The following is a 20,272-nucleotide window of genomic DNA, read 5'->3' on the forward strand; positions in this document are numbered from 1 at the left end:
ATGTTGGCGCTTGTTTTGGCGCTAAATTCGACCCGCCAGCCGATTCACTCAGACTTTAAACTTCGCAGCATAATATCAGGGTGACTCAATCAGAATTCCGATACCGGCTTTTTGCAGGGACGCCATGGATGGATGCCATTGCGGCAAAAAGCAGGGTGGATCAAGAATACCTGAAGAAGGCCAAAGGGCTGACTACCAGCCAGAGAATGGTTGTCATGGATGCTCCCGGCGGCGTGGATATTCTCAGCGTTTGGGAATGGGATGACGGTAAGGTAGTGAAGCACAGCCGACAGGAGAAGCCTGCCCCCAGCGAGTGGCGTAGCTTGAAGAATGAGGAGCCATACAATTCTACTACCATGGGCACCTATAAAAACCTGTCCAAGATGGCTAGGGGAGAAATGAATGCCCAGGTTGCCATGGCGAAGGGGCTGTATGCCGTTCACGGGAATATGCTGAAGATATTTCCCAAAATGGGTAAATTTAGCGCTTTCACGGATTTGGTGAAGACTATCCCTTGCGAATACTAGCTCATGCTCGAAGCACGAAATAGCGGAGGTAGCTTCCCTTCCTTCTCCAAGATTGAGAGTGAGGGGGGGGGGCTTGCTCTCGGTCGTAAGCGGCGTTGCTCAGGACTTGATCAGAGGTTCCCTAGAGGACGTAATTCTTGGCCGCACAGCACAAGTAAAAACTTCGGATAAATATCCATGTTGAGGATAATCCCCGGCCCGAAATGATTTGCATGGGGCCATCAGCCGACGAGCAAACCACCCCCTTCAACTTACCTCTGGGCTCCGCTTACACGGCACCTGACTGCAACGGGATGCCGCACCATCCTTTCTCCACATAGGTCATCATGTTGTCCAGGGGAATGATACGTCCGTCAGGAAGGAAGAGCCGCCCGTTGCTATGGGCATGCAATCCGTAATGTATCGTAGCTCCCGCTTGGGTTAGATAACCATAGAAAGTTCTGGATGAGGCGGCTAGCATCAAGTCCACAACGCCATTTTTGGATTGGAGGTTGAAGTGCCATCGGACCGGCACCTGCATTTTCGTCTTGGGGTCTATCCACCACTCCAGCTCATCGAGGGATATGTTGCTCTTTCCGTTCTCGGCAAAAGGAATTTCCTTCCCATCGACAACGACATTGCTGTACGTTCTTCCCATGGAGGGGAAGTAATAAATGAAGATTCTCACGGAGTCGCTTGCCCACCATACCCAATAGTAGGCCTGCTCGGTGAGAGTCTGTGCAAGGTCCCAGGCCGGTTGGGTGAATTTCTCCTGTACTCCAAAGCCCTTTTTCAGGGTATATGTCTTGCCTTGGGCAGTGATCGTGCCTTCCACCCACATCGGCTGCTCGTAACCGGCCACGCCGTTCTTGGCCAGATCAGTATATTTTCCCTTGTGGTAAGCGGCATCCCCTAACCCGCCCAAGGTCAAGTTGCAGTCCACTCCCATGTGCTCTCCCTTAACTTCCCAGTACGGTGGGCGGCAGATGTGCTGGCGGTTGCCCAGTTGCCAGATCACCTCATCCTTTGTCTGCCGTACTTCGCCTCCGGTCCAATGATCCATGGCCCACGTGCGGTTGCCGATGAAATCATTATTATGCATCTTCCCCGTCTGGCCTTTGGGTTCGACCAGAAAAGTGGTTTGCCCTTTGAAAATGTCATCCACTTGCCATGGTCCTTGCCGTCCGCCACCGGCACGGAAAATGCAGGTCACGAGCGATATGTCGTGTTCCTCGCATTCGCCCAGGACCATGAATCCGCAATTCTCAAAATAGGACTGTCCCTTGGGCAATTTGTCTTTGTAGCTCAGTTGGTCTTCCAGCGTGACATTTGTTGCCGCTTTCCTTTGATTTGTCATGATCCCCCCTTTTTTGATTGCGTCTTCAGATTGCCATTCTCTGATTTTATAGTCTGGCGATGACCAAGGCAACTACGACAGGCGCTTCAATCCGGCGTGATAGCGGTCGCAGAGATCAGCGTAAAGCTGCATTGCCAGATGAGTCATCTTTCTGTCGTCGTCATTGAGCGCTCTGACGGGCTTGGCCGGATTGCCCACGTATACTTTTCCCGAAGATAACGTCTTATTGAAAGCTACCACTGCTCCATCGCCGATCACTACCCAGGTTTCCACTTTCGAGTGAATGGAAACGATAGCGCCTATCCCCAGTCTGACGTGAGAAGCAATTTCCGAACAGTGCACAACGGCTCCGTGTCCCAGGATTACATCAGAGTCGATTGTGCAGGTCTCCCCCGGAGGCGCATGAATGATGCATCCTTCCTCAACGGCGACTCTATCACCGATCTGTATGCTGCCGTAGTCGCCTCTCAGAATAGCGCCTGCTCCAACAAAGCAGTTGGCTCCGATCACCACATCGCCGATGATCTGGGCGCTCTCGTGGATGTGAGCTTTGGGATTGATGTTCGGCTTCTTGCCTTCAAAACTATAGATACTCAAGAATTCCCCCTTCTGTGGCAGGCAATCTTCCAGTCCTCTTGTTGAATATCGCAGGATAGGTTCTAGCCCATGTCATCCTCCGCCGGATTCTTGTCAGACAAATAGCTTGATGATCATCCAAGCTGCCAGGCCCACCAGAATTACCGCGAGTACTCGCCGTAGCGTGGGGATGCTGGTCTTTAGCGATATGCTGGGGCCGATTCGCGCCCCGATGAAAGCGGCTGCCGCCAGCGGCAGGGCCACCCAGATATCGAAGGGATCGCCCCCTGCTAAATGTCCCACAAATCCGGTAGTGGCTGCCAGTCCCACATAAGTTGAGGATACCCCGATGGCAATCCGCATGGGACAGCCGAAAAGGAGCGCCAGCAGCGGCAGGACGAAAAGCCCTCCGCCCACGCCGATCATTCCGGCAATGAACCCGGCCAGCGTCACAACAGGTATTACCAGCAGGTCTATTCGGTATTCGAAACCACCGCATGTCCTGTCCCATGTCTTGATCCGGGGCATGAAGGCGGGCGCTGTTCCTTCATTGCTCACCGGGCGTAGCATAAACACGGCGGCAATCATCAGCACAACGGCAAAGGTGATCTTGAGAGCCGACACGCTGATCCATTGAGCTACGAATCCTCCCGCAAAGGATGAACCCAGAGACGGGATCGCCACCGCGAGAAGGAGTCTCCAATCGACAGTCTTGCTGCGTCCAAACACAAGGGTCGCCGATATGCTGGCCAGCATGATCATGAAAAGGCTGGTGGTGGATGCCTCGTGCATTCCCATTCCCACCGCCAAGAGGATCGGAACATAGGTCGAGCCACCTCCCTGGCCTACCATGGAGAAGGGTATTGCCAGCCCTCCGGCCAGCACACAGGCGATAATGATTTCCCATAGGGGCATCTTTTGTCTCTATCCCGATCCGCGTATCGCAGGCGACTTGGGAATCACCGGTCATATCCGGAACAGGGGATGCAATGGGGCTCGCCGTTGGCCATGCGTACATAGCGCTCAAAGACATATTCTCCGCACTTGACACATTTGGACTTGTTGAACGATCCTTTAACCCGTTTGAACCGGTATTCCGGGAGCTTCTCAATCTTGAAGACCTTCTCATCCGGCTGCGCGTCCGTCCAGCCCATTGCCTTGTCGGTGATATCAGCAGGGATTCCGGAAGGTTCCACACCGCGCTTACGATAAGCGAAGAATTCCTGTTTACCGAACTCATCCACAAAATCGGCCTTCAGCGACAACCGAATGGCTCCCTTTTCGGGATGATAGAAGACGGCTGCCAGCTTGCCCCAGAAGGTCTTCTCCATCAGCGACTTGCCGTAGGTAGCCCCCGTAGCCACCTGAATACCATCCATTAAGCATGTCTGTGGATGGCCGATCCCTAACTCCGGAATGACAAAGAACCCGTGGTCTTTTTCATGCTCAACCCCCAATTCCTCCATTGCCCGTTTACCCATGCGATAGCCCAATGGCATAAAGGGACAGAGATGCCCGTGGAACTCAAATGCCCATTCCGGTGGTCTGGTATTCATTTTCGATTCCCCCTGTTCCGTGTTACCCAGCGTCATGAGTTCGGGACTCTGGCCATGGGATCTTAATTGTGAAGACATTCTGGCAGACTGGCCGGGCGAAGTCAACCTGTTCACACTTATGCGTAGAGCCTACGATCAGTCTAATTCCCGGGCGAAAGAATGCCTGTCACTTTTTCCTGAAAATTCTTGAAGAATTCGGAATCGTAGTTCTCGATGTTTCCCTCATCGCAGAGTTTGGCAATCTCAGGGTCTATCGGTATCTGTCCCAGCATCGGGCCTCCGGCGATCCTGGCCATTTCAGCAGCCTTGCTCTGACCAAAAAGATGAATGTTCTTGCCGGTCTCGGGTATCAAGAAATAGCTCATGTTCTCGACCACTCCCAGGATGGGGACGTTCATCTGCTGGGCCATTTTCACTGCCTTGCGTACCACCATCGCGGTGAGGTCCTGGGGTGTAAAGACAAGGATCACTCCGGAGAGGGGTATTGATTGCATGATGGTCAGCGGGACATCGGCGGTTCCAGGTGGCAGGTCGAGCATCAGATAATCGAGTTTGCCCCAGAGAACATCTTCCCAGAATTGGGTGATCGTTTTTGCGATCAAAGGCCCGCGCCAGATCACGGCATCGTCTTCGTTGGGCAGTAGAAAATTCATCGACATGATCTCGATTCCTGTCCTGGAAACCAGAGGCAGGAGGCCTGTCTCACTGCCCCACGGACGATCTTTGATGCCGAACATCATGGGGATGCTGGGACCGGTAATATCGGCATCAAGGATGCCGACCTTCTTGTCCTGTCTGGACATTGCCAGCGCAATGAGGCCGGTCACCAGAGACTTGCCCACTCCGCCCTTGCCGCTCATCACGGCAACCACCTTGTCGATCTTGTTGATATCCTTGGGCGTGGACTCCTCAAAATTCACCGCCACTTCACTGATGCCATCCAGGCCTTGAAGCTCGATTTGAACGGTTCCCCTGATCCAGTTCTGGACATCTTCCGCTATGGCTGCCTTGGATAGGGACAACTTCATCCTACTGCCGTTTATTTCCACATCACGTAGCAGATTCATTTGAATCACACTACGTTTGACGCCGGGGACCATGATTTTCTCCAGCGCCTCCTCGACTTGTTCTCTTGTAACCATCGGTGTTTCTCCTTTCAATAAAAACAGGAAGGTCTCTGATTCAGTGCTATCAATGATCTGTTGTGCTGCTGAGGCAGAAGCTCCTTAATGGACTTCCATTGAATACTCAAGCTGCCGGTTAAAGTTCTGCATCTTAAACGTGACCTTTTTCCCCTCAAGCAGATATTTCTCGTACTTGCTACGAAGCCTGGGGAAATCCGCCGACTCTAGAAAAAGCTTAAGCGTCTCCAGTTTCTGCTGGAGATATTCGTCCCCTGCACTTTTCCCGAGTAGCTCTCGCAATGCTCGATCGTACTCCCTTTTGGCCAGAGTCTGAATACAATCGGTGAGATCGGGCTCAAACTCTATCTCCAATCCTTCAACCTCACGGCAAAGTAATTCTGTTTCCCGCATTGTTCATGAAGAAAATATCGCCGAACTCCCTGGAAAGCCAGGCCGAGGCCGGGAATCCGGTGCAATGTGAAACCCCCAGTCGTTGAATGCCGATATCCTGCAAGTCGGCCACCGTCATGATGAGCCGCTCTTCGGTGGCCCGGATAAGGTGAGTGCCACCCAGAACACAGTGGACCAGCTCTTCCGAGGTGATTTACTGGAAATGCCGGATGGTATTGACGATTCCCCGATGGGCGCAGCCGAGGATGATTACCAACCCCAGCTCTGTCTTGACCGCTAGCGCTAGATCATCCGGCACAGTATCGGGGCGAAGTTTCCCATTTTCCTTCACAAACAAATCAGAGTCGATCTCTTCATAGTCGGTGACCAGTGGGACTTCTCCCGAGGTCACGATGTTCTCGGTGATCCATACCGGCTCAGCAGTGAGATTAAATCGAGCTCCCAGGCTTTCCAACTCTTCTCTCACCAGGGGAATCCCGATATATCGTTCCGGCCTATTGGGTCGGACATTGTATTTGGACTCCCAGATAGCCGGGTGGGCGATAATTTCGATCTCTCCGCCATTCCTTCGTAGAACCTCCTTGAGTCCCCCGGTATGATCGAAGTGGCCGTGGCTGAGGACAATCCTGTCGATGGTGGCAAAGTCGATCCCAAGGAGCGGAGCGTTGGTGATGGCAGAAAGTCCCGGTCCTCCCGTATCAAGCAGGATTCTCATTTCGTCGGCTTCAACCAGTATACTCTGGCCCCACTCACCGAGGCAACCTGCCTGGGCTGTATTTTCGCTCAAGGTTGTAATTCGAACGCTCATCTCTTTGCCTCCGCATTGCTAATTTGTTGCCACTACTGGCTGGCTAATCCGCTCCTGAACCGTGCCTCAGATCACTTATTAGGAAACCCCCGATATCGTCGAGGGCAGACCCACGGCAGGAGGAATGCTGCGCCAGTTAATCAGAGGTCCCTTAATAGTCACACTTTACCGAGGCCACCAGTTGCCCGAAAGCGTTGAACCCGGCCATTTTGGGAAACACTTTGATCATGTCCCCATGAAGTATGTATAGTTTCTTTGCCATGGCTTCCTGAGACGTGACTTCGCCTCTGGCGACCTTGGATAGATTTTCATAGGTGCCTAAGGTGGTGGAGATGAGGCCCTCTTCATTCTTCAAGTTCCGCCATTCGCTGGGGGCGGGTTTCTCTTGACGTATGGTTTTGACCACCTTTCCTTCGTTCCATTCCCAGATCAGGAGAATATCCACACCTCCCGGGGCATCCATGATGATCGATCTTTGCTTGGCTGTCAGCGTTTTGGCCTTCTTCAGATACTCCTGGTCTGTCCGGCTCTTTTCTGTGATGGCATCTACCCACTCCTGAGTTTGGTATCTCATGTTAGCCCCCTTTTAAAATCTTTATTGAAGTCCATAAGGAAAGACAAATCGGCTGCTATCGAACATTCTCAACCCATCGCTTATGTGGCGACCATGGTCATGCTGTTAGTATAAACCTTTCGTCAAGCTATCGCTTCCCGAACTCCGCTCATGCCGGATTCCTGTGGGTGAGGCATGCATATTCATGCAACGTCACCGCAATCCACCTGCTATTTGCCTGATAGTATTTTGTCCAAAATCTTGGCCTGCCGCTTGGCAATGGAGACAAGAGTTAACATCGGCGGCCGCCCCAGGTCCTCGGGGACGACACTGGAGTCACAGCAGTAGAGATTCTTGATCGATGTCTGGAGATTGGAATCCAGCAGCGTGCCCACTCTGACGGTTCCGCCGGGATGACCCATCACAATCTGGCCGGGAATGATATGATACGGATCGCAGCCAGCCTTGACCAGTATCTTCTCCGCCATCACCCGCGCATAGTCAAAACGAAGAAGGTCTTTCTCGGTATACTTTTTACTGATCTTGCCCTCCTGTAGAAAGACCCTCCCGGCAAAATCATCGCCGATCTTGCACATGACCTGCATCCCCCGGCCAAAATGAAACAGATCGCGCAGATGCTTGGACTGCAACATTTGCACCCAGTAGGTCAGCCGGATTCCATATGCATTGGCAAAAAACACCCCGTGCTCCTCATCAAACCAGCCGGTATCAATTCCCAGTTCCCCCTTTCCCCCGACCCCTTCTTTAACAAAACCCATTATCGGAAGCGTCGGGTCCCCCAGAAAAGACCTGCCGGCCTCGGAGATGCCGGATCGCTGCATGATACGGGCGCTGCCCATCCCTCCCGCGGAGGAAACCGCTATCTTGGCGTAGACCTCGTAATCCTGACCTCCTTTGCCCCTGGCCCTCATGCCGCCCGCCATGCCATTTTCCACGATCGCATCCCTGACGGTCACATTGGGGAGCACTGTGGCGCCGTGTTCTTCCGCATCCCGGATAAACTCCACGGCTGTCCATTTGGCTCCTTGGGCACAGCCGAAATTACACCTCCCGCAGCCGAACTTGCACTTGGCAGGATCGAAGAACCTGTCCAGCCTTTGCCAGGGATACCCCAGCTCCTGAGCCGCCGCCATCATCCGCTTGACTCCGGGGGCAACCAGATTATCAGGAACTTTGTTGACCCGGCAATCCTTCTTGGTCTCAGCGATCTCTTGAGTGATATCAATGCCGTATTTCTTCCACATCTCGATGTTCGGCTCGGCACATGCGCCGGTATACACCAGAGAACCTCCCCCAACGCACTTGGCTGAGAATACCACCGAACCATCGTTTTCCACGGTCTTCAACTGTCCCCTGTTCTCCACCGCCTTGGCAAAGGCCAGTGGGTTTCCCAACTTCTTGACCCAGGGTCCTTTTTCCAGGACAATGACCTTCTTGCCTTTCTTGGATAGGTCTCTGGCTATGCTGGCCCCGCAAGGCCCGGATCCGGCTATGACAACGTCAGCTTCCAGTCGTATCGGTTTCTTGGCCATTTTCTCCTCCTTGAGTAATATCTCTTTCAAAGGCCGGTTTTGGACCTTTTGAAGACCGGGTAGTCCAGGAATGTCTGGTGGCGCCCTGACTCGATCATCGGCTTAAAGTCTCACATCGTCATACGTCCATCTACTGGCATCCGTGCTCATGCTCATGACAGGCGCTGCCGCTGGATACAAGAGTCCCTTTCAGATGTTCCAGAACAGCCTTCTGGGGGTCCATCGCCTTGGCTCCCATGACCACTGTGACTCCGCGCTCGGTAAAGAGGTCAATCGCCCTTCCCCCCATTCCACCTGCGATCACCACGTTGACTCCCTTCTCTGCCAGCCAGACCGGCAGAGCGCCGGGTTGATGTCCGGGAGAGGCGACAATCTGTTGATTTGTGACGGTCTTCTTCTCCACATCCACATCAATCAAGGCAAACGATTCGCAATGACCGAAATGCGGATCCAGCACGCCTTTGGTTACCGGGATTCCATATTTCATTCTTTTTCCTCCACTTTGATTTCGTATTTGGGTTGTCCTTCTTCCAGATGGACAAGGATTTTTACCCTCTTCCCATCGGAAAGATACTTCTCAGATTCATCGCGCACCTGCGCCAGATCGGGCGATGTCAGAAATGCCCGAACCACCTCAAATCTCTCTTTCAAGGGTCTTTCATCGTCCCCCTTCAGCATTTGGCGCATACAAATTCCGTATTCTTCCTCAACCAGGCATTTGGCGCACCTTCCGGGCATTTCGAAGGTGGTGTATCCCGGTTCAAGCTCAATCGGTTCCAAATCGATTTTACCCCCTTCGGCACGCTTCTCCGGCATTGTGTCTCCTTTAGTTCGTCAATCGTCCGGTTATTGTTTCCCAGAGCACGTTTATTTGCCGTGAAACATCGTTTTGACGGTATTCCACCACAGGAAGCCCTTGAATCATCGCTTCGGTCACCGTGTTATCAAAAGGAATCTGGGCAGCTACCTCCACGTTCTGGCTGTGGCAGTAGCGCACGATTTGATAGGTATTGTAATCGTTGCTATCACACTTGTTGATGCATGCCATAGCCGGGACTCCAAAGTGGCGGCACACGCCAAGAACGCGCTCCATGTCATGGATGCCGGAAAGTGTCGGTTCGGTTACCAGGACAGCCAAAGATGCTCCGGAGAGGGAAGAGATCACCGGGCAGCCGATGCCCGGTGGGCCATCGCTGATGATCAAGCTCGATCCTTGCTTTTCGGCCAGTTCCCTCGCCTGTTGTCTGACCAGCGCCACCAGCTTTCCGGAGTTTTCCTGAGCGATCCCCAGTCTGGCATGAACCAGCGGGCCGTATCGGGTATCGGAGATGAACCAGTGCCCGGCCATATTCTCTCTCAGAGCGATGGCCTGCACGGGGCAGAGGTGAGCGCAAAATCCACACCCCTCGCATGAAACGGAGTCCACCTTAAAATCCTTGATCGCCTCGAAGCGGCACATCTCCTGGCATAAGCCGCATTGGATGCACTTCTGGCTATCGATCTGGGCCGCCTGCCCGCTCCAGAACTCTTGCTTCTCTCTGGCAACGGGCTGCAGCAGAAGATGGAGGTCGGCCGCGTCCACATCACAGTCCGCCAGCACCTTGTCCTTTGCCAGCGCAGCAAAAGAGCCGACGATGCTGGTCTTTCCGGTGCCGCCTTTACCGCTTAGGACTACAATCTCTTTCATTCACCATCTCCCCAATTGCATCGAAAAGTCGCAGGAAGCTGTCCTTCCATTCTGGTTTTCCTTCCACCAGCGGTATCCCTTGTGAGCAAAGATGGGCGATGCTTGTATCGAGGGGAATAGTCAGTAAAATCGGGATATCCTCCTTCCGGCAGTATTCTTCCACCTTCTCATCGCCGACTCCGGCACGGTTGACGACTACCCCACAGGGGATTTTGAGCATCCTGACGGTTTCCACCGCCAGAGCGAGGTCGTTCAACCCGAATGGCGTCGGCTCAGTGACCAGCAGGCAGAAGTCGCTGCCCTTCACCGATTCGACGACCGGACAGGAAGTTCCCGGCGAGACATCGATAATAGCTATCCCATCGTGACTGGTTCTGGCTTTCACCGCGCGGATGACGGGTACCGCCATTGCCTCCCCTACGTTCAGTCTTCCCTGCACGAATTGGATGCCGTCCGAATGCCCCCACTCCACTACGCCGATCTCCCGATTCTCCTCGGAAATGGCTTTCTCCGGGCAGAGATAACTGCAAGCGCCGCATCCGTGGCAAAGCGGCGCGAAAACCAGCGCAGTCTTGGGGAAAACCACAATGGCGTGATAGGCGCAGATTTCAGCACACCGGCCGCAGTAGGTGCACTTTGCCTCGTCGACTTTTGGGGTCGGGATACAGACGGCTTGGCTCTCGCTGATGATAGGCTTAAGGAAGATGTGATCGTTGGGCTCCTCAACATCGCAATCGAGAAGTTGTACCCTCGTATTCTCTTTGAGAGAAAGGGCAAGGCTGGTCGCCACCAGTGTTTTGCCGGTTCCCCCTTTTCCGCTGGCAATCGAGATAATCATTCTACTCCCTTACCATTCCGCTTCCGCACTTGGGGCAATTCACACCATAGCACGGTATCCCTTTTTGGTGGGGTACTTTTTCCCCGCAGGCAGGACAGACGCAATTGCCGCCGGGACCGGAGCCGGGGCGGCTGCCTCCCATCCTTCCTCCTCGCGGACCTCTTCCTTTTGGAGGTCCCGTTCCGTCTCCTTTAGGCATCGCTATCACCTCCGATGCGATCCATGTTCATCTGCATCCCCGGCCTTTGAGGGGAGTCGTTCCTCCTGCTTTTCCAAAGTGATCGGCTACATTGGGCTGCAAACTGGCCTCGAGTTTGCCCGATTTATAAGCCCCAATCGCTTGCCTGACCTTTCCCGAAACTCCGGTGATGACCTTGATTCCGGCTGCAGCCAGAGCCTCATAAGCATTAGGGCCGCAGTTTCCGGTGAGCACCGCCTCGATCCCTTTACCGGCAATGGCTTGGGCTGCGGACGCTCCCGCTCCACCTCCGGCCACGGCGCTGGGATTCTCGATGGCCTCAAATGCCAGAGTATCGGGGTCGGCAATAACAAAATACCGGCACCGTCCAAATCGCGGATCGATGTCAGCATCCAGAGACAGATCATTAGACGTAATTGCAATTCTCATTTTTACTCCTTGCGTTTGGGCGTGCTTTCTTCAGTTCCCCGATGTTGACCTAAGTAACCTATGATCAAGTGGTGCAGGATTCTTCCTGCCGGGGGTCTGGGGGTGTCCCCCAGATTCTCTTCTCTTCCCCCAAGATTGGGGGACAGGGGGTTGATAGCACTTGATCAGAGATTCCCTAACTTGCTTTTGTTCGGCCAGCCTCGATATCACGCATCATGGCTTCGATTCGGCCAAGCTCTGCTTTCAAGGCATCGGCCTGACTCTTCAGCCAGTCAACTTCTCTGCCAGCTTGTGTACCCCGGAAGTACGCCGGTGTTTCTGGATACCGGCACCGCGGAAGGCCACCTCTTCCTCTGCCGATGTAAGGCCATGGTGGAGAGCCTCCTCTGAAACCCATTCCGGCACCTCTTCGATCTCTGAATCCTCTGCTGTATCCGTACACCATTTTCGACCTCCTTCTTTCAATCTCCTTTAAGGAAGCTCTGATTAAGCAGCGCAGCGCACTTTTCCTGCTGGGGTAGGGGTAGTTTCCCCAGATTCCTCTTCTTCCCTCAAGATTGAGTGATTGAGGGTTAGGGGATTGTTCAGGGCTTAATCAGAGCTTCCCTAAAGGATGTCTTGTTGAGCCAAGTTCAACCTCCATTGCAGCGTCTTGCTCCCTGGCGGCGTCTCCCGTGTTTGCTTGTTCCGCAGCCCAAGCCGGATGGTTGAAGCGGCGCTATATCCAATGTGCTGCAGGTGGGGCAAAGCTCAGGCGGTTGGTTCGCAGTGGATTCAAAAGGGACTTCCCATTCATGGCTGTTGGCGCATCGGAAGCGGCGTGGAGACATTTCGAAATTACCGCCCTCGATCCGTATGGCCTTTCCGTTCAGAAGGCCGTCGGCTATTTTCTGGCGGGCCGAGGAAAGCACTCTCTGAAAGGTGGGGCGTGAGATGTTCATCTTTTCGGCGCCAGCCTGCTGTTCCATTCCCTCCAGATCCTTGAGCCTTATGGCCTCGACTTCTTCCACAGTAAGGCAGACTTCCTGTAGCTCTCTCAGGGGTATTCCGGCGGGCTTGAAGTAGGTTACATCCGGGATGGAATCTACCCGACGACATTTTGGCGGTCTGGACATCTGTGATCCTCCATTATTATGAGCATATGCCCATAATTACAGTAGCGCAATATCAGAAAGATGTCAAGTAGAGAATTTTGCGCTGGGTTCAGGTAGAGGTGAGAGTTCTGAGGTTCCCTATTCTCTCCTGTCGAGAGGTTGCACTTCTTCCTCGAAATAGCGGTGAAAGCATCGGGGCAACTGGTGATAATCGATGCCAGCTATGGCATCCGAGAAGTCACGAGAATTGTAGGTATTCCAGAAGAGCACTACCTTATTCTGAAGCGCTTGCCTTTCTGCATTGTCGAGGAGGGCAGCCAGCGCCTTTGCTGTGTAGGTTCCTTCCAGTTTGATCCCTTCCGCTCTCTCGATCCGATCTGAAGCTTGCATTCCCTCTGCCGTATATAGGGCGTAGCTCTCTCCGAAAAAGTCGTGCCTGATCTCAACGTCATCTTCGGTAAAGTCCATACTGGGGAAAGAAGATGCCAGGGAACAAAGCAGGGAGTTTGTTTTTCGGATAAGCTCGATCATTCCTGTCTTGTTGACAAACTTCTCGCCGGTTACCCTCACAGCGATCACTCGAGTTTTGCTGTTGGCTGCCTTAAGCCCAAGTATTAATCCTGCGGCTGTGCCCATGGAACCTGAGGCAACGTAAATATAATCAGGCTCAGGAATTTCTCCTCTGGCGACTTGATCCTTGAACTCAAGGGCGGCATTGACGAAGCCCAGTACACCCAATGGGGAAGACCCGCCCATGGGGATGACCCGGGGGAATTGACCACTTCTCAATCTGTGCCGGAGACGCTGATAGCTAGCTGATAAGACGGCGAGTGGTGTATCGCATAATATAGGCGAGCATAGATGCAGATCAGCTCCGCAATGATAGCTCATGAGCAGATTGCGGCGGACAGAGTGGGCATTAGGCTGAGGTCTGAGCATAGAGATACTCCTCAGTCCCAATTGCTGGGCATAAACGGCTGTAGCCAGAGCGTGATTGGATCCGGCGGCACCGAAAGTCAGCACTTCCTTTGCCCCGGAGTGGAGGGCATCTCCCAGGAGAAATTCCAGTTTTCGCACCTTGTTTCCCCCGTAGGTTTTGCCGCTTAAGTCGTCCCGCTTAATATAGAGGTGGTCCAAACCTATCTGATGGCCCAGTTTGTCGAGTTTCTGGACCGGGGTTGGGAATTCGCCCAGGGCTATATGAGGAAGCGTGTTGATCAACGCCGGATGTTGCTCAAGTAATGGAATCATGCCATTCTTCCGGAACCACAAAAGAACACGCTCTGTCGTGGCCGTGAACGTGACGGAGGGTGTCCCTACAGATACTTGAGTGCCCAATGCTGCCTAAAAGTGGGGGTTAACCACCAGCCCTGCGGGGGTCTTGGGATAGAAATAGGTGGACTTTTGGGGCATTCGGGAGTCGGCCTCCGCAATAGCGATGACGGCGGATATGGGAACCGTATTGAGCAAAATAGCCAGTTGACCCTTCCCCGCATCAACTTCCTGCAGGAGCTTTGCCCCATTCGAGGAATATTCCAGACATTCCTTCTCTTTCTCGACCCCTTCGATTCCCAGCATCCCCTGCAGGATTACTGCATGGAGAAGGCTCACATCCAGATTCTTCCATGCCGCCGGTCTGTCTTTGGGCATCATGTCTCGCAGTTCAGCCGCATTTCGAGCCTTGAGCAGAAGGCAGCTTCCTGCCTCCAGGCCGTAAATGCCGAACGCGATGCTATCGGTCCCGGCTTCTTTCAAAGCTTCCTGCCATTTAGTCATGCTTACAGACACATCAGGCGAGGTGGATTTGAGCACCTGGGTATGGAAGCGCTCATTGAGTTGATCCTTGAGTCTGGCTAATTTTTCCGGCTTGAGATTCTTGACCAGACGGTGAGTAGGCATGATGACCAGACCGGGATCAGCGGAGCTGATGAGCGTCATCATGATAAAATTGTAAGGCTCGTTAGGATTGGCGCCAGGCGATTTTTTGAGCTGTTCCTCTCGATAAGCCAGTGCCGTGGTGTATCGGTGATGGCCATCGGCGATGTAGATCACCTTCTGGGCAAAGACCCGGGATACTTCTTCCACTACGTCCTTTGCGGTCACCGCCCAGAGATTGAAAGTCACTCCGGCATTATCGATGCCGGTAGCCTGGGGTTTATCCCAATTGGTCCCTTTGAACATCAAGCGCAAATCCAGTTTGCCCGCGTCGAAGACGCCCATAATGGGGCTCAGATTCGCGTGGCAGGCTTTCAGGAGTTCCATCCGGTCTGCAATCGGCCCCTTCATCACCACTTCCGTGGGTCGGATCAGTCCGGTACCGAACTCCTCCAGCCTTATGGCAGCAATGAGCCCCAGATAGCTCCTGTAGCCTGTCTGGAGCGGAACGCGATGTTCAACCAGATAAAATGCGGGGGACTTTTCCTTGACCAGAATGCCTTCTCCCAGCCAGTCGTTCAGGGTTTTGGAAGCACGGGCATATTTGCTCGACTGGGCGTTATCCCCGGGCAAGTCCAGCCCGAATTCCAGCCGGATGAAATTGTGCGGGTTTCTCTCATGATAGGCGCGCTGCTGCTCCGGGCTGATGACATCATAGGGAGGCGTGATAACCGAAGTGAGGTCGCTGAATTTTTGCGGGTTGTACCGGAGACCCCGGAACGGAAGAACCTCTGCCATTTTTCCTATACCCCCAGATACTTCTGAATTGCCGCCTTTTGAATCCGAAATACCTCCGAGATTCCCTTTTCGGCCAGGGTGAAGAGCGTATCCATTTCACTCCTGGAAAAGGCTTTTCCTTCTGCAGTTCCCTGCACTTCGATGAACTCGCCGGCGTCATTCATCACAATGTTGAAATCGACCTCCGCGTGCGAATCCTCTTCGTAGCACAGGTCGAGCAATTGAATCCCGTTGACAATACCGACGCTGGTAGCTGCCACTGCCCCTTTCAGACAAGCCAGATTTTCTCCCCTGTTTCGCAGAGTCTGAATGGCCTGGGCCAGGGCTACATAGGCGGCCGTAATAGAAGCGGTTCTCGTTCCGCCATCTGCCTGAAGAACATCGCAATCGATGGTGAAAGTCCGTTCTCCGAGTGCTTTAAGATCAACTACCGATCGGAGCGAGCGGCCGATGAGTCGCTGGATTTCCTGTGTTCGCCCACTCACCTTTCCGGCGGATGCTTCCCGCTGTGAGCGAGTATGAGTGGATCGCGGCAACATCCCGTATTCCGCGGTGATCCATCCGGATCCGGTCCCTTTGAGAAATGAGGGAACCCGTTCTTCCACACTCACAGCGCAAAGTACACTGGTATTGCCCAGGTCAATCAGCGCTGAGCCTTCGGCGTACTTCTGAAATCCCGGTCTGATCGAAACCGGACGGAGTTCGTCAGTAGCGCGCCCATCGAAGCGGGCCAGCCTCACGCTAATTTCTCCATTGGGGCTAGGCTCAAGAGGAGCTTTTTGATTCCCATTCCCCTGCCGAATGCCACGGTGACTTCATGATCTCCCGTGATAGCAGTGGAACTAACTACCACCCCCTCACCAAATCGGGTGTGCTGGACCTTGTCACCTGCCTTGAGCTCTGGCGCGGAGGACTGAGCCGCAGCACCATTTTCAGGCTTCGGCTTCATCATTCGGTTGTTCGAGTTGGAAACCACCAACCTCGAGGGAATGTCCTGTAGAAAACGGGAAGGAGGATTCGGCCGGTTCCCTCCATGGAGGCTGCGGCGGAAGGCGTGTATCAGGTACACTTTTTCTTTGGCCCGTGTAATCCCTACATAGCATAACCGGCGCTCTTCTTCCATCTGCTGCGGGTCAACAAAGGATCGGAAGTGGGGCAATATCCCTTCCTCCATGCCGACGATAAAGACAATTGGAAATTCCAGGCCCTTGGCTTGATGAAGAGTAATCAAAGTGGCGGCATGGACCTTTTCATCCAGATTGTCCACATCAGATACCAGGGATACTCGTTCCAGCAACGCAGCCAATCCGTCTCTCGGTTCCAGGTCGCGGTACTCACTGGCCATACTCTGAAGTTCAAGGATGTTGTTCCATCGATCTTCCCCATCTGTGCCTTCCTGAATATAGCTCTTGTATCCCGTGCGCTCTAACATCAGCCCGATAAATGCCGTCAGGTCATGCTTTTCCACTTCAGCTGTCAGTTCATCGATCATGGCCGTGAATCGATTGAGGGCCTGGATGCTTCGATGCGAAATGGAATGGTCTTTTCCTTCCGCAATGACTTTTAGCGCAGAATAGAACGGTATCCCATTGGTGCTGGAAACCAAAGCAAGCTCAGCCAGTGTGCGTTGTCCGATGCCGCGTCCCGGGACGTTGATGATGCGGGCCAGACTGACCCCATCGTAAGGATTGTTGATTACTTTGAGGTAAGAGACAATATCCCGCACCTCCCGTCGCTCAAAGAAACGCGTAGCGCCCACCAGTTTGTAAGGCAATCCGTAGCGAACGAAAGCCTCTTCCAGCGCTCGCGATTGAGCGTTGGTGCGGTACATTACCGCGGCATCACCGACGCCGTAACCGTGATCGGTGACCAGCCGCTCGATCTCGCTGACGACGAATTGAGCCTCCTCCTGCTCATTGAAGGTCTCTATGATGCTGATGGGCGCCCCGCCATCGTTTTGCGTCCAGAGCTTCTTTTCTTTGCGCTGGCCGTTGACGGCTATCAGGCTGGAGGCGGCTGCTAGAATCGTCTGAGTGGAGCGGTAATTTTGCTCCAGCAATGTGACCTTGGCATCGGGATAATCCCGTTCGAAATCCATGATGTGGCGCAAGTCCGCTGATCGCCAGGAATATATCGACTGGTCTGGGTCACCCACTACACAAAGGTTTCGGGATTTTTCTGCCAATTGCTTTGCCAGCATATATTGCGCCAGATTGGTATCCTGAAATTCGTCGATCATGACGTGCGAGTAGCGGGATTGATATTTCGCCAGGATATCGGCGTGAGAGCGGAAGGTGCAAACCGTTCGCATCAGCAGGTCATCAAAATCCATGGCATTGTTTGAGGAGAGCATTTGCTGATACCGCTCATACACACGTTTGGTCACTTCATCAAAGTAGCCGTTGCTCGCGTATTCTTTCGGACCTAAAAGCTTTGCCTTGGCAGATGATATGGCCGACCTGATGGCGCGCGGTGCGTACTGTTTTGAGTCGATCTTCAGCTCTTCCATGCAGTGCGAGAGAAGATCCATTTGATCGCCGTCGTCGTAAATAACAAATCTTCGCTCCAACCCAATGCCGTCCGCTTCCTGTCTCAGAACACGGGAACAGAAAGCGTGGAATGTTCCCAGGGTTAGCCCGTCTGCCGCGTCCCCAAGCATATTATAAACACGCTCTTTCATCTCCCGGGCCGCCTTATTGGTAAAGGTAACCGCCAGGATGTGATAGGGGCTTATGCCTTGGACTTTGATGAGATAGGCAATCCGGTGGGTGATCACGCGTGTCTTACCGCTGCCGGGACCCGCAACAACAAGTTGTGGGCCTTCGGTGGTCTCTACGGCTGTCTTTTGAGAGGGATTAAGTCCCGTCAGAATACTTGTCCGAATCGTCATTTACGTTAAGGCGCTCACCAGAGAGATCAGGCGTGACGTCGTCCCGGGATGAATACCGGTCTGTCTTCGGTAATGACCATCGTCTCTTTGGCTAGCGCGTCCCTGAGATACTTGGGTATGAAGAAGAGGCCTTGATGGGTGTGACCATCATAGAACAGGAGTTTTTTGCTTACTCTGGAGGCAATTCTACGATCGACTTCCTCCGATGAGAGGCTGTGGGGATCGAACTTGAGCGATGAAAGCGAGAATCCCCAGGTTGTCCCAAAGGATGGCACGTTGGCTTCATAGGGAACAACCACCGAGAAAGCCGTTTTGAGAGTATTGTTAATCGCCGCATACACACCGGTTACCCCTAAGGAAGTGGTCCCGGATTGTAAGGCAAAGGTGGCGTCTTTGGCGAGTTTGGTTTTCAGCATCTCGTAGAATTTTTGAGTATACAAGAGATATGCCGGTCCACCTTCGATAGGTTCCGGAAGGTCGATGATGATCACATCAAATCGCTCTTTGGTATTGTAAAGATACTCTCTGGCATCCATATGCAGCAGTTCCACCCGAGGGTCTTCGAATGATCCTTGATGGTGGCCGGGCAGAAGTTTCTTGCAAATCTCAACTACTTCCTCATCGATATCCACCATGACCACTTTTTTGACCGTGTTGTGAGCCAAAACCTCTCTCAAGGTTGCGCCCTCTCCCCCACCGGCGATGAACACTGTTTCGGGTTTGGGATGAAGAATCATCGCGGGATGCACCAGCGCTTCATGATAGATGAATTCATCCCGCTCGCAGGATTGAATCTTACCGTCCAGAATGAGGCATCTGCCGAAACTGACAGAATCAAGCACCTCCACTTTCTGGTATTTTGAGTGGCCGTGAAAGAGGATGTCCTTCACAGCGAATTGCTGGACGATATCAGGGGTGATAAATTCAATGAACCATGTCGAAGGGACTGTTTCCATTGATCAGGCTCCCCTACTCAATTCCACGATGGATGGATTCCGGGACCCCAATTTGTCGATGAGGACCTTGGCTGCTTTTTCCGGTTCAAACGAATCGGTATGAGTGAAGATATCTACCGCCGCATAACCATACTCAGGCCATGTGTGAATGCACACATGAGAGCCACTGGCCAGCACCAATCCGCTTACCCCTTGAGGGGAGAACTGGTGGAAGGACTCTCCCAGCGTGCCTTCTTGAGTATCCTGAAATATGGATGAGAGCGCCGCCCTCAGAAATTCCAGATCGTCAAGCACGTCCTCACTGCAATCTTTCAGGTCCAAAAGGAAGTGCTTCCCAAGAGTGTGCAATCTGCGCCTCCAACTGTTCTATTATAGAGCAAGTGCAGGGTTTTCTCAAATTGAAGCGATCATGCAAAAGCCGCGCTTGATTCTTGTCAGCTCACCCATGCGGTAGGATCGGCATCCGTGTAAGGGGGCGGATTATTTCATCACTCGTGCTCAGAGTGATAATTGGAGATGCCGACTTGAAACGCGAGACTGGCCGTTACCGTGAGCATTATTCGCCTCAAACACACGGCCTTTTACATCAAAAAGAGGGCCTCTTTTCCAGAGACCCTCTTTGTTTCTGCATGGGCTTGGCCTTTTTCCAGGGATTACTCCTGGATTTGGCTCGCCTTTCCGGCTCGGGTCATGCCATTTTTTTTAGGCCTACCCCAACTGCATCGACCCTACCGTTGGGTAGGGTCTTTATGAAGGAAATATCCATACTCCATACCACTTCTGAATCATCATCCACCTCCCTATAAGGTTGGCGCCGACATGACTTCTATTACGATGATCTAAGTATAGCATTGAATGGCTTGGAAGTCAATGTGAGCCTAACTCATTTTACCAGTACAGGACATTCTGGTAAAATGAGTTATAATAGATGTACGTTAGCCCAACTTCCGCAGTTTAAGCTTCAAAACAGTTTCGCTCGAGTTTTCTTAGATTGGATAAATCCGAGAGGGGTCATCATGCGAAGCTGAGTGTTTTGAAAAACCCGATGTAGTACCAAAAACG

The 20,272-nt window shown here is 53.0% G+C and carries 25 protein-coding genes; 1 reads left to right on the plus strand and 24 read right to left on the minus strand.

Features of this window, described 5'->3' with window-relative positions; genetic code table 11:
* The first annotated feature begins 80 nt into the window (after positions 1 to 80).
* On the plus strand, positions 81 to 527 hold the full coding sequence (locus PHV74_08280) for a hypothetical protein (GenBank protein ID MDD5094358.1): 447 nt from the start codon (positions 81 to 83) through the stop codon (positions 525 to 527).
* 268 nt (positions 528 to 795) lie between these two features.
* Here the strand turns inward: PHV74_08280 and PHV74_08285 are convergent, their stop codons facing one another.
* From PHV74_08285 to speD, 24 genes are all read right to left on the minus strand, one after another.
* Entirely contained in the window at positions 796 to 1,863 is a 1,068-nt protein-coding gene (locus tag PHV74_08285) for a hypothetical protein (GenBank protein MDD5094359.1), read from the minus strand.
* A 72-nt stretch (positions 1,864 to 1,935) separates the two neighbouring features.
* Complete coding sequence (locus tag PHV74_08290; GenBank protein MDD5094360.1) at positions 1,936 to 2,460, minus strand: gamma carbonic anhydrase family protein; 525 nt, start codon at positions 2,458 to 2,460, stop codon at positions 1,936 to 1,938.
* 93 nt (positions 2,461 to 2,553) lie between these two features.
* A complete protein-coding gene (locus PHV74_08295; protein ID MDD5094361.1) occupies positions 2,554 to 3,354 on the minus strand; it encodes a sulfite exporter TauE/SafE family protein in 801 nt (266 codons plus the stop codon).
* A 44-nt stretch (positions 3,355 to 3,398) separates the two neighbouring features.
* Complete coding sequence (locus PHV74_08300) at positions 3,399 to 3,995, minus strand: FmdE family protein (protein MDD5094362.1); 597 nt, start codon at positions 3,993 to 3,995, stop codon at positions 3,399 to 3,401.
* A 140-nt stretch (positions 3,996 to 4,135) separates the two neighbouring features.
* Positions 4,136 to 5,137 carry an Mrp/NBP35 family ATP-binding protein gene (locus tag PHV74_08305; protein ID MDD5094363.1) on the minus strand — a complete coding sequence of 334 codons (1,002 nt, stop codon included), beginning with the start codon at positions 5,135 to 5,137 and terminating at the stop codon, positions 4,136 to 4,138.
* Positions 5,138 to 5,221: 84 nt separating this feature from the next.
* The gene (locus PHV74_08310) at positions 5,222 to 5,530 is read right to left on the minus strand and encodes a hypothetical protein (protein MDD5094364.1); all 309 of its coding nucleotides are present in this window, start codon (positions 5,528 to 5,530) and stop codon (positions 5,222 to 5,224) included.
* Entirely contained in the window at positions 5,502 to 5,648 is a 147-nt protein-coding gene (locus tag PHV74_08315) for a hypothetical protein (GenBank protein ID MDD5094365.1), read from the minus strand. The genes PHV74_08310 and PHV74_08315 overlap by 29 nt, the downstream gene beginning before the upstream one ends.
* A 75-nt stretch (positions 5,649 to 5,723) precedes the next feature.
* Positions 5,724 to 6,338, minus strand: coding sequence for an MBL fold metallo-hydrolase (locus PHV74_08320; protein MDD5094366.1), 615 nt, complete (start codon positions 6,336 to 6,338; stop codon positions 5,724 to 5,726).
* 151 nt (positions 6,339 to 6,489) lie between these two features.
* A complete protein-coding gene (locus PHV74_08325) occupies positions 6,490 to 6,912 on the minus strand; it encodes a hypothetical protein (GenBank protein MDD5094367.1) in 423 nt (140 codons plus the stop codon).
* Positions 6,913 to 7,121: 209 nt separating this feature from the next.
* A complete protein-coding gene (locus PHV74_08330) occupies positions 7,122 to 8,444 on the minus strand; it encodes an FAD-dependent oxidoreductase (protein ID MDD5094368.1) in 1,323 nt (440 codons plus the stop codon).
* 130 nt (positions 8,445 to 8,574) lie between these two features.
* Positions 8,575 to 8,931 carry a NifB/NifX family molybdenum-iron cluster-binding protein gene (locus PHV74_08335; GenBank protein ID MDD5094369.1) on the minus strand — a complete coding sequence of 119 codons (357 nt, stop codon included), beginning with the start codon at positions 8,929 to 8,931 and terminating at the stop codon, positions 8,575 to 8,577.
* Positions 8,928 to 9,260 (minus strand): hypothetical protein, encoded by a 333-nt coding sequence (locus tag PHV74_08340; GenBank protein ID MDD5094370.1) that lies wholly within the window; start codon positions 9,258 to 9,260, stop codon positions 8,928 to 8,930. Before PHV74_08340 ends, PHV74_08335 begins: the two co-directional genes overlap by 4 nt.
* Positions 9,261 to 9,270: 10 nt before the next feature.
* Positions 9,271 to 10,131, minus strand: a complete 861-nt coding sequence (locus PHV74_08345; protein MDD5094371.1) for an ATP-binding protein — start codon at positions 10,129 to 10,131, stop codon at positions 9,271 to 9,273.
* Positions 10,103 to 10,969, minus strand: coding sequence for an ATP-binding protein (locus PHV74_08350; GenBank protein MDD5094372.1), 867 nt, complete (start codon positions 10,967 to 10,969; stop codon positions 10,103 to 10,105). Before PHV74_08350 ends, PHV74_08345 begins: the two co-directional genes overlap by 29 nt.
* A 1-nt stretch (position 10,970) precedes the next feature.
* On the minus strand, positions 10,971 to 11,111 hold the full coding sequence (locus PHV74_08355; protein ID MDD5094373.1) for a hypothetical protein: 141 nt from the start codon (positions 11,109 to 11,111) through the stop codon (positions 10,971 to 10,973).
* 84 nt (positions 11,112 to 11,195) lie between these two features.
* Positions 11,196 to 11,597, minus strand: coding sequence for a NifB/NifX family molybdenum-iron cluster-binding protein (locus PHV74_08360; GenBank protein ID MDD5094374.1), 402 nt, complete (start codon positions 11,595 to 11,597; stop codon positions 11,196 to 11,198).
* Between the two features lie 264 nt (positions 11,598 to 11,861).
* Positions 11,862 to 12,062 (minus strand): hypothetical protein, encoded by a 201-nt coding sequence (locus tag PHV74_08365; protein ID MDD5094375.1) that lies wholly within the window; start codon positions 12,060 to 12,062, stop codon positions 11,862 to 11,864.
* A gap of 167 nt (positions 12,063 to 12,229) precedes the next feature.
* Positions 12,230 to 12,712, minus strand: a complete 483-nt coding sequence (locus PHV74_08370) for a DUF134 domain-containing protein (GenBank protein ID MDD5094376.1) — start codon at positions 12,710 to 12,712, stop codon at positions 12,230 to 12,232.
* A gap of 117 nt (positions 12,713 to 12,829) precedes the next feature.
* The gene (locus PHV74_08375) at positions 12,830 to 13,942 is read right to left on the minus strand and encodes a pyridoxal-phosphate dependent enzyme (GenBank protein MDD5094377.1); all 1,113 of its coding nucleotides are present in this window, start codon (positions 13,940 to 13,942) and stop codon (positions 12,830 to 12,832) included.
* A 93-nt stretch (positions 13,943 to 14,035) separates the two neighbouring features.
* Positions 14,036 to 15,364 carry a DUF1015 domain-containing protein gene (locus PHV74_08380; protein MDD5094378.1) on the minus strand — a complete coding sequence of 443 codons (1,329 nt, stop codon included), beginning with the start codon at positions 15,362 to 15,364 and terminating at the stop codon, positions 14,036 to 14,038.
* 5 nt (positions 15,365 to 15,369) lie between these two features.
* The gene (gene rph, locus PHV74_08385) at positions 15,370 to 16,104 is read right to left on the minus strand and encodes a ribonuclease PH (protein MDD5094379.1); all 735 of its coding nucleotides are present in this window, start codon (positions 16,102 to 16,104) and stop codon (positions 15,370 to 15,372) included.
* On the minus strand, positions 16,101 to 18,254 hold the full coding sequence (locus PHV74_08390) for a UvrD-helicase domain-containing protein (protein MDD5094380.1): 2,154 nt from the start codon (positions 18,252 to 18,254) through the stop codon (positions 16,101 to 16,103). The genes rph and PHV74_08390 overlap by 4 nt, the downstream gene beginning before the upstream one ends.
* 26 nt (positions 18,255 to 18,280) lie before the next feature.
* Positions 18,281 to 19,210, minus strand: coding sequence for a polyamine aminopropyltransferase (gene speE / locus PHV74_08395; GenBank protein MDD5094381.1), 930 nt, complete (start codon positions 19,208 to 19,210; stop codon positions 18,281 to 18,283).
* Between the two features lie 3 nt (positions 19,211 to 19,213).
* Entirely contained in the window at positions 19,214 to 19,558 is a 345-nt protein-coding gene (gene speD / locus PHV74_08400; GenBank protein ID MDD5094382.1) for an adenosylmethionine decarboxylase, read from the minus strand.
* Positions 19,559 to 20,272 lie beyond the last annotated feature (714 nt).

It is taken from the genome of Dehalococcoidia bacterium (assembly GCA_028711995.1).
GTDB lineage: Bacteria > Chloroflexota > Dehalococcoidia > SZUA-161 > SpSt-899 > JAQTRE01.

Coding starts and splice junctions, on each gene's coding strand:
- PHV74_08295 (MDD5094361.1), bottom strand. CDS start 3,354: ATGCCCCTATGGGAAATCATTATCGCCTGTGTGCTGGCCGGAGGGCTG.
- PHV74_08350 (MDD5094372.1), bottom strand. CDS start 10,969: ATGATTATCTCGATTGCCAGCGGAAAAGGGGGAACCGGCAAAACACTG.
- PHV74_08315 (MDD5094365.1), bottom strand. CDS start 5,648: ATGACGGTGGCCGACTTGCAGGATATCGGCATTCAACGACTGGGGGTT.
- PHV74_08320 (MDD5094366.1), bottom strand. CDS start 6,338: ATGAGCGTTCGAATTACAACCTTGAGCGAAAATACAGCCCAGGCAGGT.
- PHV74_08390 (MDD5094380.1), bottom strand. CDS start 18,254: ATGACGATTCGGACAAGTATTCTGACGGGACTTAATCCCTCTCAAAAG.
- PHV74_08360 (MDD5094374.1), bottom strand. CDS start 11,597: ATGAGAATTGCAATTACGTCTAATGATCTGTCTCTGGATGCTGACATC.
- PHV74_08310 (MDD5094364.1), bottom strand. CDS start 5,530: ATGCGGGAAACAGAATTACTTTGCCGTGAGGTTGAAGGATTGGAGATA.
- PHV74_08335 (MDD5094369.1), bottom strand. CDS start 8,931: ATGAAATATGGAATCCCGGTAACCAAAGGCGTGCTGGATCCGCATTTC.
- PHV74_08300 (MDD5094362.1), bottom strand. CDS start 3,995: ATGAATACCAGACCACCGGAATGGGCATTTGAGTTCCACGGGCATCTC.
- speE (MDD5094381.1), bottom strand. CDS start 19,210: ATGGAAACAGTCCCTTCGACATGGTTCATTGAATTTATCACCCCTGAT.
- PHV74_08370 (MDD5094376.1), bottom strand. CDS start 12,712: ATGTCCAGACCGCCAAAATGTCGTCGGGTAGATTCCATCCCGGATGTA.
- PHV74_08355 (MDD5094373.1), bottom strand. CDS start 11,111: ATGGGAGGCAGCCGCCCCGGCTCCGGTCCCGGCGGCAATTGCGTCTGT.
- PHV74_08340 (MDD5094370.1), bottom strand. CDS start 9,260: ATGCCGGAGAAGCGTGCCGAAGGGGGTAAAATCGATTTGGAACCGATT.
- PHV74_08285 (MDD5094359.1), bottom strand. CDS start 1,863: ATGACAAATCAAAGGAAAGCGGCAACAAATGTCACGCTGGAAGACCAA.
- PHV74_08330 (MDD5094368.1), bottom strand. CDS start 8,444: ATGGCCAAGAAACCGATACGACTGGAAGCTGACGTTGTCATAGCCGGA.
- PHV74_08345 (MDD5094371.1), bottom strand. CDS start 10,131: ATGAAAGAGATTGTAGTCCTAAGCGGTAAAGGCGGCACCGGAAAGACC.
- PHV74_08325 (MDD5094367.1), bottom strand. CDS start 6,912: ATGAGATACCAAACTCAGGAGTGGGTAGATGCCATCACAGAAAAGAGC.
- PHV74_08305 (MDD5094363.1), bottom strand. CDS start 5,137: ATGGTTACAAGAGAACAAGTCGAGGAGGCGCTGGAGAAAATCATGGTC.
- PHV74_08375 (MDD5094377.1), bottom strand. CDS start 13,942: ATGATTCCATTACTTGAGCAACATCCGGCGTTGATCAACACGCTTCCT.
- PHV74_08380 (MDD5094378.1), bottom strand. CDS start 15,364: ATGGCAGAGGTTCTTCCGTTCCGGGGTCTCCGGTACAACCCGCAAAAA.